This is a genomic window from Paenimyroides marinum, assembly GCF_900108395.1.
GTDB classification, from domain to species: domain Bacteria; phylum Bacteroidota; class Bacteroidia; order Flavobacteriales; family Flavobacteriaceae; genus Flavobacterium; species Flavobacterium marinum.
Genome location: NZ_FNXE01000066.1, coordinates 1 through 8,630 on the forward strand (window position 1 = coordinate 1; position 8,630 = coordinate 8,630).

Consider the following 8,630-nt stretch of genomic DNA (forward strand, 5'->3'; position numbering starts at 1 on the left):
TAGAAAATGTAAAAGTGCTTAAAGCATCTGAAACCGCTCAAATGAAAAAGAATCATAATACTGATTATTTCACTGGGTGACATCATTGGGGGTCTTTTAGATTTGTTTCCAATACTGTTTTTTTCAAGAAAAGGAAAAAATTGCTGGCAAAATTCATCAACAAGACAAAAAATTTACTCACTATTTTTTATTCTATTTCTGTGTTCGTGATGTGCTTCGCAGTTCTGTAATTTTATCGAAATTAATCATAAGAAATAGTTGTTTAAATATTTAACAATCAGATAATTAAATATACAACTATTTCTTTTTTTACACAATATATTTATCCTAAATAATAATCGAACTCAGGTTTTTAAGCTTGGTTGTGGCATATTCAATATCTTCCAAATCTTTAAGAACGATAAAATGTTGTAATACTTCCAGTCTTTTTATTATTTCATTGATGGAATCATCGGCATCTAATCGGTTTTGTTTTGCCGAATCAGGAAAATAAATAGAACGGATATAGTCAAATTCTGCAATAAATTGTTTGGCTAATTCGTGGTCTTTATAATGAATTACAATGTTTTCGTGGTTTATTTCCGCTTTATAACTCCAGTTGTAAGAACCTGTAATAACAATAGTATGGTCTATGATACAAAATTTATTGTGCATAAGTGCTTTTTCATCATTTCCAATTTTGTAAAAATGAGATTGGTGTTGTTCTAAAAGTCTATAATTAATTTGCGAATTGTTATTAATCTCGTCGTCAGTAATCATTAAATGAACCCGACAACCTTGTTGAGCTTTTTTTAAAATAGCATCAAATAAATTCCGGTTGGTAAACCAAGCGACCGCAATAATAATAGAAGATTGAGCCTTGCCGATTTCTTGTTCTATACGTTTTGCAATTTCCTCAAAAACCGCTTCTGTGTGCATATTATGTTTTTAGGCAATTTAATAAAAAAATAACTCCTCCAAAGTTTGAAACTTTGGAGGAGTTTTGTTTTAAAATAACTTGTTCTTACTTCAACGCGTTCAGTGCATTGTTGTAATTTGGTTCCTGACCAATTTCGGGTACTTGTTCGTTATATACCACATTTCCTTCGGGGTTTACCACCACCACTGCTCTGCTTAACAATCCGTTTAAAGGACCATCGGTCATTTTTACGCCATAAGCATCGCTAAATTCGTTGCTTTTAAAATCAGATAACGTTTCAACGTTCTGTAAACCTTCGGCAGCGCAAAAGCGGTTTAATGCAAAAGGCAGATCTTTAGAAACACATAAAACAACCGTGTTATCTGCTGCCGAAACTTTTTCGTTAAACGTGCGGACAGATTGTGCACAAACGCCGGTATCAACACTTGGAAAAATATTTAAGACCACGTTTTTACCTTTGTAATCGCTTAACGATTTTTCAGACAAATCGCCGGCTGTTAGTTTAAAATCAGGAGCTTTAGAACCTATTTCCGGTAACTTTCCTGAAGTATTCACCGGATTTCCTTTAAAAGTGATTTGTGACATAATTTATTTATTTTTTGTTTCTATAAAATTACAGCTATTTTTAAATAAAGGCTATAATGGCTCTAAATCTTTTTATTTAATTAACACCCATCATCTCACACCCAACGTTCCACATAATTTATTAAATCATTAACTTTAAAGTTTAACAAATTCGTGTTATCTTTGTAATTTAAAATTATTCTATATAAGTTGTTTAAGAACAGATTTTTAAACAGCATTATTTTAAGATGAGTTCAATGAAATTAGATAGAAAAGAAATATTGTCGGCTTTAGAAACCATTTCTGTTGCAGGCGAAGGTAAAAATATGGTCGAAAGCGGTGCGGTTCAAAACGTAATGACTTTTGGCGACGAAGTGGTGGTTGATGTTACGTTGCACACACCGGCTTTACATATTAAAAAACGTGCCGAAGTAGATATCATGAAAGTAATTCACGAAAAAATCTACGATAAAGCAAAAGTAAAAGTAAACATCAAAGTAGAAACTCCTGAAAAACCCGAGATCAAAGGGAAATCGATTCCGGGAATCAGTAATATTATTGCTGTTTCATCAGGAAAAGGAGGTGTTGGTAAATCAACAATCACAGCCAATTTAGCGGTTACTTTAGCCAATATGGGTTTTAAAGTAGGTGTGTTAGATGCCGATATTTACGGACCATCGATGCCGATTATGTTCGATGTAGAAAAATCAAAACCTGTTTCGGTTGATGTAGATGGCAAATCAAAAATGAAACCCATTGTAAGCTATGGCGTTGAACTATTGTCGATTGGTTTCTTTACAAGTCCCGATCAGGCGGTAATCTGGCGTGGACCAATGGCTTCTAAAGCCTTAAACCAGATGATCTTTGATGCTGATTGGGGCGAATTAGACTTCTTGTTGTTAGATTTACCACCGGGAACAGGCGATATTCACTTATCAATAATGCAGTCGCTTCCAATTACAGGAGCCGTTGTGGTAAGCACTCCGCAAGCAGTGGCTTTGGCCGATGCTAAAAAAGGCGTATCAATGTTTATGGCAGAAAGCATCAACGTGCCGGTGTTAGGAATTATTGAAAATATGGCGTATTTTACACCGGCAGAATTACCTGAAAACAAATATCATATTTTTGGGCAGGAAGGTGCTAAGAATCTGGCAGCAGATTTAGATGTTCCGTTCCTTGGCGAAGTACCAATTGTTCAGAGCATTCGCGAAGCAGGAGATTACGGAAGACCGGCGGCTCTGCAAGACGCATCTGTGGTAGCTGATGCTTTTGTTGAAATCGCTAAAAATGTAGTATCGCAAACTGTTTTAAGAAATGATTCGCTGCCACCAACCGAAGCAATTAAAATCACCACAATGGCAGGTTGTTCTGCTGTTAAAAAATAAGTTTCAAAATAAAATATCAAGCAAAATGGCTTCAGAAACTATCAAAGAAAATGTAGAAAAAGCGTTAGAGGAAATCCGTCCGTTTTTAAAATCCGATGGCGGAGATATAACGCTGGTTTCTATTGAAGACGACAAACACGTTAAAGTTCGTTTAGAAGGTGCCTGTACGTCTTGTAAAATCAATCAAATGACATTGAAAGCAGGCGTAGAAACCACTATTAAAAAATATGCACCCGAAATAGAAACGGTAGAGAACATTTCGGTGTTTTAATAAAAACTACAAGCAAATTAGTGATGAATGATATTTATCACTTTTTTTGTGCCTGTAGCTCTTTAATTTTATATAAATTTTACTTTTATGATTGAAACTGATATATTGATAATCGGTGCCGGACCAACAGGACTTTTTGCTGTGTTCGAAGCCGGATTATTAAAATTACGCTGTCATATAATTGACGGATTACCGCAACCCGGCGGACAATTAACCGAATTATACCCTAAAAAACCCATCTTCGATATTCCGGGCTATCCATCGGTAGGAGCAGCCGAATTGATTGATAATCTAATGGAACAAATTAAACAGTTTGAACCGGGATTTACCTTAAACGAAGTGGCTGAAACCATTGATAAGTTAGAAGACGGAACGTTTATTGTGACCACAAACAAAGGTACAAAACATCATGCTAAAGCCGTTGCAATTGCAGGTGGTCTGGGTAGTTTTGAGCCAAGGAAACCTATCATTGAAGGTCTGGCATTTTATGAAGATAAAGGAGTGGAGTACTTTGTTAAAAATCCGGAGCAATTTAGAGATAAAAATGTGGTTATCAGCGGTGGGGGAGATTCCGCTTTGGACTGGAGTATCTTTTTAGCAGATGTGTCTAAATCGGTAACATTGGTTCACAGACGAAATGAATTCCGCGGGGCTTTAGATTCTGTAGAAAAAGTGCAAGAACTGAAAAAACAAGGAAAAATCAATTTGATTACACCTGCTGAGGTTACCGAAATTCACGGTGCAGAACACGTGGAAGGCGTAACGTTATCTTTTGACGGTGGGACATCGACCAAGAAAATAGAAACCGATTATTTTATTCCCTTGTTTGGCTTAACCCCAAAATTAGGTCCTATTGCAAACTGGGGCTTAGAAATCGAAAAAAATGCCATTAAGGTTAACAATGCTTTAGATTATCAAACCAATATCGAAGGAATTTATGCTATTGGCGACATCAATATTTATCCGGGGAAATTAAAATTGATTTTATGCGGATTCCACGAAGCAACCTTAATGTGCCAAAGTGTTTATAACCGGGTAAATCCGGGTAAAAAATATGTGTTGAAATACACCACCGTTTCTGGTATTGATGGTTTCGACGGCACGCGTAAAGAAGCCGAAAAAGCGGTTGTAAAAGCAATTGATTAAATCATCTGTAAACATCCCAACCTGCGAGGTTTTCAAAACCTTGCAGGTTTTAGATAATTATCCTATAACAACTAACCCTTTCAGAGTTCCGAACTCTGAAAGGGTTTAGTTTTTTATCACTTAAAATAATTGCTGTCTTTTTGTAACATTTCATTAACTTTTTCTACTTACTAAATAAAAAGCAGTATGACATTTAAACAACTCGCCAATTTAGAATGGAAAGGCATAAAGCGTAAAGGCGGTATGGCACAAAGTATTATAATGGCAATTGGTAAAGGCTATTTTGGACTTGGTTATCTAATTATAATGACTTTAATAAGTGCCGATTTATTTGAAATGGCTGCAGAAGAAGGAATAGATCCGTTTCAGGGCTTTTTTAAATATGCCGTTTATTTATGGTTGGGCGATTTAGTTATTCGGTACTTTTTTCAAAAAATGCCAACTACTTTGATAAAGCCTTTGCTGATACAAAATGTTCGTAAAAAAACAATTGTAAATTACTGTTTAACAAAATCGGCATTGTCGTTTTTTAATTTTGTAAACCTGTTTATGGGTGGCGCAATTTTACTTACGTTAACATTATCTTATAAAGTAGGTTTTGTAACAGGTTTCTTGTTTGCATTCTCGTTTACGATATTCTTATGGGCAAACAATTTTTTGGTACAGCTTTTAAATCACGTAAATAAATTTGCCGTACCTTTTTTGGTGGTTTTTGCAGGTGTTTTGGCGTTAGATTACTTTAAATATGTAGAAGTAACCGCTTACACCAAGTTTTTCTTTGAAGCACTTTACAATTATCCGTTTTTAATAGTAGTCGTAGCAGCTTATTTGATCGTGTTGCTAGTGGCATGTTACCGTTTTTACTTTAAAAATTTATCGTTAGACAGCACTGTTGTTGTTAAAAAAGAAACCTATAAATATTACGATTTAAACTTTTTAAACCGCTTTGGAAAGTTAGCTCCTTTCTTAAAATTGGATTTAAAATTATTGACCAGAAACAAACGTACCCGAACCGTTTTATATATGAGTTTGGCGTTTTTACTGTACGGACTGTTCTTTTTATTGAACCCTTCCGGAGCTTTTGAAGGATCAACTTTTGTTATTTTATCTGGAATTATGGTTACAGGAGGATTTATGCTGATGTTTGGACAATACGTTCCAAGTTGGGACAGCAGCTATTACCCACTAATGATGACGCAAAATATTCCGTACCGAAAATATTTAGAATCAAAATGGTTAATTATGGTTTTAGGAACGTTGGTTTCTATGATCTTGGCAAGTTTTTACATTTATTTTGGCTGGAATGTTTATATAACCATTATTGCCGTTGGGTTTTATAATATTGGTTGGAACTGCTATTTATCGTTGATTATTGGTGCGTATGTTCGAACAAAGATAGATCTAACAAGCAATAAAAACGCGTTTGGCGATACCAAGGCATTTAATATTAAAACAATGTTGTTAAGTATTCCTACGGTTTTAGCACCTATGATTGTCTATTTTATTTTAACAACGTTCTTGAAATTCGAAATAGCAATTATCGTTTTCATCGCTATTGGATTGATTGGAATTTTATTAAAGAAATTTATGTTCGATTTAATCGAAAAATTATATAAAAAACAAAAATATACCACCTTAAAAGCTTATAAATAATTATGATACAAGTAGATAATTTAAAAAAAATATACGACGGAAATTTAGTGTTGGATCTTCCGGGATTTGAAATTCCAATGGGACAAAGTTTTGGCTTGGTAGGGAACAACGGAGCCGGTAAAACAACCTTCTTTAGCCTTTTGTTAGATTTAATTGAGCCATCGCAAGGGTTCATCAAAAATAATGAAGTAATTGTAAATAAAAACGAAGACTGGAAATCGTTTACCACCGCTTTTTTAGACGATAGTTTTTTAATCGGCTATTTAACCTGCGAAGAATATTTTTATTTTTTAGGGGAATTAAGAAACCAAACCAAACAACAAATAGATGAATTTCTACAGAATTATGCCGATTTCTTTAACAACGAGATTTTAGGAAAAAACAAATACATCCGCGATTTATCTAAAGGAAATCAAAAGAAAGTAGGGATCATCGGAACGCTGATTGGCAACCCTAAAGTGATTGTTTTAGATGAACCTTTCGCAAATTTGGATCCCACAACGCAAATTCGTTTAAAAAAGATCTTACGAAACATTGCCGATACCAAACAAACCACCTTACTGGTTTCAAGCCATGATTTAAATCATACCTTTGAAATCTCTGACCGGATTGTGTGTTTTGAAAGAGGCAAAATCATTAAAGACATTAACACCAAAGAATATTCTTTTGAAGAACTAACCGCTTTTTTTGACGTGGTGGTGTAAAATAAAGAAAAGATAGCTTTTTGGGCTATCTTTTCAATACTATTAACCTTAACATTTTAATCATGAAAAAAGCTCAATTATTAGGAGTCTTTTTATAATTTTGGGTTAAGATACTTCTTTTATTTGTAAAAAACAAATTAAATTATTAATTATCTCCGTCAAGCAATCTGCCTAAACCACCTAAAAGACTGCCTTCTTCTTTTCCTTTTCCGCCAGTGCTTGGTGCATGGGCAATGATTCTGTCTGCCAATCTGCTAAAAGGTAATGACTGAACATACACCGTTCCCGGTCCGCGAAGTGTTGCAAAAAACAAACCTTCACCACCAAAAATGGTGTTCTTAATTCCGCCGACAAATTGTATGTCATAATCAACACCACTTGTAAAACCAACAATGCAGCCGGTATCAACCTTTAAAACTTCGCCGGGTTGCAAGTCACGTTTATGTAAGGTTCCGCCGGCATGAATAAAAGCCAATCCGTCGCCTTCTAATTTCTGCATAATAAATCCTTCACCACCAAAAAGTCCGGTTCCAATTTTTCGGTTAAATTCTATTCCTACCGAAACTCCTTTTGCAGCACACAAAAACGCATCTTTCTGACAGATGAACCTTCCGTTTAAGCTACGTAAATCTAAAGGTATAATTTTTCCGGGATAAGGCGATGCAAAAGAAACTTTTTTCTTGCCGTAATTGGTATTGGTAAAAGTAGTCATAAACAAACCTTCGCCTGTAACCCAACGTTTTCCCGCGTTTAAAACTTTGCCAAACAAACCGCCTTGTTGTTGGCTTCCGTCGCCAAAAATGGTTTCCATTTGTATGCCATCGTCCATCATCATAAAACTTCCGGCCTCGGCAACAACAGTTTCTTGCGGATCCAGTTCAATTTCAACAAACTGCATTTCTTCACCAAAAATCTGATAATCTATTTCGTGTGCATTCATTTCGTATAGTTTTTATAAAATTAGTAATTGTTTTTTTTAAATGTTACAACAAGGAGTCTAAAATTCATATTGTTTTTTATAATTAGTACCTTTGCAAAAAGGTAAGAAATGAACGATATTAAAATAATAATTATAGATAGAAATGGCAATGAGCATACTGTTGATGCGCCTACCGATATGAATATGAACATAATGGAACTGGTGCGTGCGTATGAATTGGCAGAAGAAGGAACCATTGGTATTTGCGGGGGTATGGCAATGTGTGCATCGTGCCAATGTTATGTGCTGAATGAAGATGAGGTGGAACTTCCAGAGAAAAACCCGGATGAAGAAGCAATGCTTTGGGAAGCTTTTAATGTAAAAGAAAACAGCCGTTTAGGTTGTCAAATTGCAATTACACCCGAAATTGATGGTTTAAAAATAGAATTGGCACCAGAAGCATAGTTTTTTTTAATTATTTGCTATGCAAACTTTGTTGAAAATGATAAAATGCTTACTGATCGCATTGACCATTTTGTTGGTTTGTTATATATTGGGAATATCGTTCAATCACGATACCGTTTTTTATCTGAACGAAAAATACAGCATATACATCATTATTCAACTAATACATTTAGCTGTTTCTTTAAGCAGTTTGTTTGTTATTTGGAGCAGCAACTTATACAACCGGTGGAAAAAAACAGATCAAACACTTTTGGTTGTTTTCTTATCGGTTTTCGGGTTGTGGTATTGGTATGTAAAATACCATAAAACGTATTTGAATGATGATTCTACAAAAGAATAAGTTATTTTTACTTTTTTATAATTGAATTAGATAATCACTACTAAACGGGCAATCTTTCAAATAGGGCAAAATTAGTTGCTAATCTATTGAATATCAATACATCTTTTTAGTTTCCCCAAAACCCACCTCCCCCTTATTTTAGAACAAAGAAGTCTGAAGGCAGGGTGATTTATTTCGCTTTTTTCGTTTTTGGTATGTCCTTCGGCTATTTTGCACCATCCAAAACACATCAACGTGGCTGATCAGGTGTATTCTGACCAATGC

At 34.8% G+C, this 8,630-nt stretch carries 10 protein-coding genes and 1 pseudogene; 7 read left to right on the forward strand and 4 right to left on the reverse strand.

The genetic code is table 11. From position 1 onward, the window contains the following. From BLW20_RS15015 to tpx, 3 genes and pseudogenes are all read right to left on the reverse strand, one after another. Positions 1 to 173, reverse strand: a pseudogene (locus tag BLW20_RS15015) (IS982 family transposase); the annotation flags it as partial. Between the two features lie 154 nt (positions 174 to 327). Continuing rightward, on the reverse strand, positions 328 to 918 hold the full coding sequence (locus BLW20_RS13920; protein ID WP_091102649.1) for a phospholipase D-like domain-containing protein: 591 nt from the start codon (positions 916 to 918) through the stop codon (positions 328 to 330). Between the two features lie 85 nt (positions 919 to 1,003). After that, positions 1,004 to 1,504 carry a thiol peroxidase gene (gene tpx / locus BLW20_RS13925; protein WP_091102653.1) on the reverse strand — a complete coding sequence of 167 codons (501 nt, stop codon included), beginning with the start codon at positions 1,502 to 1,504 and terminating at the stop codon, positions 1,004 to 1,006. A gap of 236 nt (positions 1,505 to 1,740) precedes the next feature. On the opposite strand from tpx, the gene BLW20_RS13930 reads away from it, so the two are divergent. The 5 genes from BLW20_RS13930 to BLW20_RS13950 all read left to right on the forward strand — a co-directional run bounded on the left by BLW20_RS13930 (position 1,741) and on the right by BLW20_RS13950 (position 6,642). Next, positions 1,741 to 2,868: an Mrp/NBP35 family ATP-binding protein gene (locus BLW20_RS13930; protein ID WP_091102656.1), complete on the forward strand. Its 1,128-nt coding sequence runs from the start codon at positions 1,741 to 1,743 to the stop codon at positions 2,866 to 2,868. A gap of 25 nt (positions 2,869 to 2,893) precedes the next feature. Continuing rightward, positions 2,894 to 3,139 carry a NifU family protein gene (locus tag BLW20_RS13935; RefSeq protein WP_091102660.1) on the forward strand — a complete coding sequence of 82 codons (246 nt, stop codon included), beginning with the start codon at positions 2,894 to 2,896 and terminating at the stop codon, positions 3,137 to 3,139. Between the two features lie 87 nt (positions 3,140 to 3,226). Further along, positions 3,227 to 4,285, forward strand: coding sequence for an NAD(P)/FAD-dependent oxidoreductase (locus BLW20_RS13940; protein WP_091102664.1), 1,059 nt, complete (start codon positions 3,227 to 3,229; stop codon positions 4,283 to 4,285). Between the two features lie 186 nt (positions 4,286 to 4,471). After that, the gene (locus tag BLW20_RS13945; protein ID WP_091102668.1) at positions 4,472 to 5,938 is read left to right on the forward strand and encodes a DUF5687 family protein; all 1,467 of its coding nucleotides are present in this window, start codon (positions 4,472 to 4,474) and stop codon (positions 5,936 to 5,938) included. Positions 5,939 to 5,940: 2 nt separating this feature from the next. Next, positions 5,941 to 6,642 carry an ATP-binding cassette domain-containing protein gene (locus BLW20_RS13950; RefSeq protein ID WP_091102672.1) on the forward strand — a complete coding sequence of 234 codons (702 nt, stop codon included), beginning with the start codon at positions 5,941 to 5,943 and terminating at the stop codon, positions 6,640 to 6,642. A 145-nt stretch (positions 6,643 to 6,787) separates the two neighbouring features. Here the strand turns inward: BLW20_RS13950 and BLW20_RS13955 are convergent, their stop codons facing one another. Further along, the gene (locus BLW20_RS13955) at positions 6,788 to 7,582 is read right to left on the reverse strand and encodes a TIGR00266 family protein (RefSeq protein WP_091102675.1); all 795 of its coding nucleotides are present in this window, start codon (positions 7,580 to 7,582) and stop codon (positions 6,788 to 6,790) included. 108 nt (positions 7,583 to 7,690) lie between these two features. Between BLW20_RS13955 and BLW20_RS13960 the strand changes: the two genes are divergently transcribed. Then, a complete protein-coding gene (locus BLW20_RS13960; protein WP_091102679.1) occupies positions 7,691 to 8,026 on the forward strand; it encodes a 2Fe-2S iron-sulfur cluster-binding family protein in 336 nt (111 codons plus the stop codon). A 37-nt stretch (positions 8,027 to 8,063) separates the two neighbouring features. Next, complete coding sequence (locus BLW20_RS13965; protein WP_143037820.1) at positions 8,064 to 8,366, forward strand: hypothetical protein; 303 nt, start codon at positions 8,064 to 8,066, stop codon at positions 8,364 to 8,366. The last annotated feature ends 264 nt before the right edge of the window (positions 8,367 to 8,630 follow it).

Coding starts and splice junctions, on each gene's coding strand:
- BLW20_RS13965 (WP_143037820.1), top strand. CDS start 8,064: ATGATAAAATGCTTACTGATCGCATTGACCATTTTGTTGGTTTGTTAT.
- BLW20_RS13950 (WP_091102672.1), top strand. CDS start 5,941: ATGATACAAGTAGATAATTTAAAAAAAATATACGACGGAAATTTAGTG.
- BLW20_RS13920 (WP_091102649.1), bottom strand. CDS start 918: ATGCACACAGAAGCGGTTTTTGAGGAAATTGCAAAACGTATAGAACAA.
- BLW20_RS13940 (WP_091102664.1), top strand. CDS start 3,227: ATGATTGAAACTGATATATTGATAATCGGTGCCGGACCAACAGGACTT.
- BLW20_RS13945 (WP_091102668.1), top strand. CDS start 4,472: ATGACATTTAAACAACTCGCCAATTTAGAATGGAAAGGCATAAAGCGT.
- BLW20_RS13935 (WP_091102660.1), top strand. CDS start 2,894: ATGGCTTCAGAAACTATCAAAGAAAATGTAGAAAAAGCGTTAGAGGAA.
- BLW20_RS13930 (WP_091102656.1), top strand. CDS start 1,741: ATGAAATTAGATAGAAAAGAAATATTGTCGGCTTTAGAAACCATTTCT.
- tpx (WP_091102653.1), bottom strand. CDS start 1,504: ATGTCACAAATCACTTTTAAAGGAAATCCGGTGAATACTTCAGGAAAG.
- BLW20_RS13960 (WP_091102679.1), top strand. CDS start 7,691: ATGAACGATATTAAAATAATAATTATAGATAGAAATGGCAATGAGCAT.
- BLW20_RS13955 (WP_091102675.1), bottom strand. CDS start 7,582: ATGAATGCACACGAAATAGATTATCAGATTTTTGGTGAAGAAATGCAG.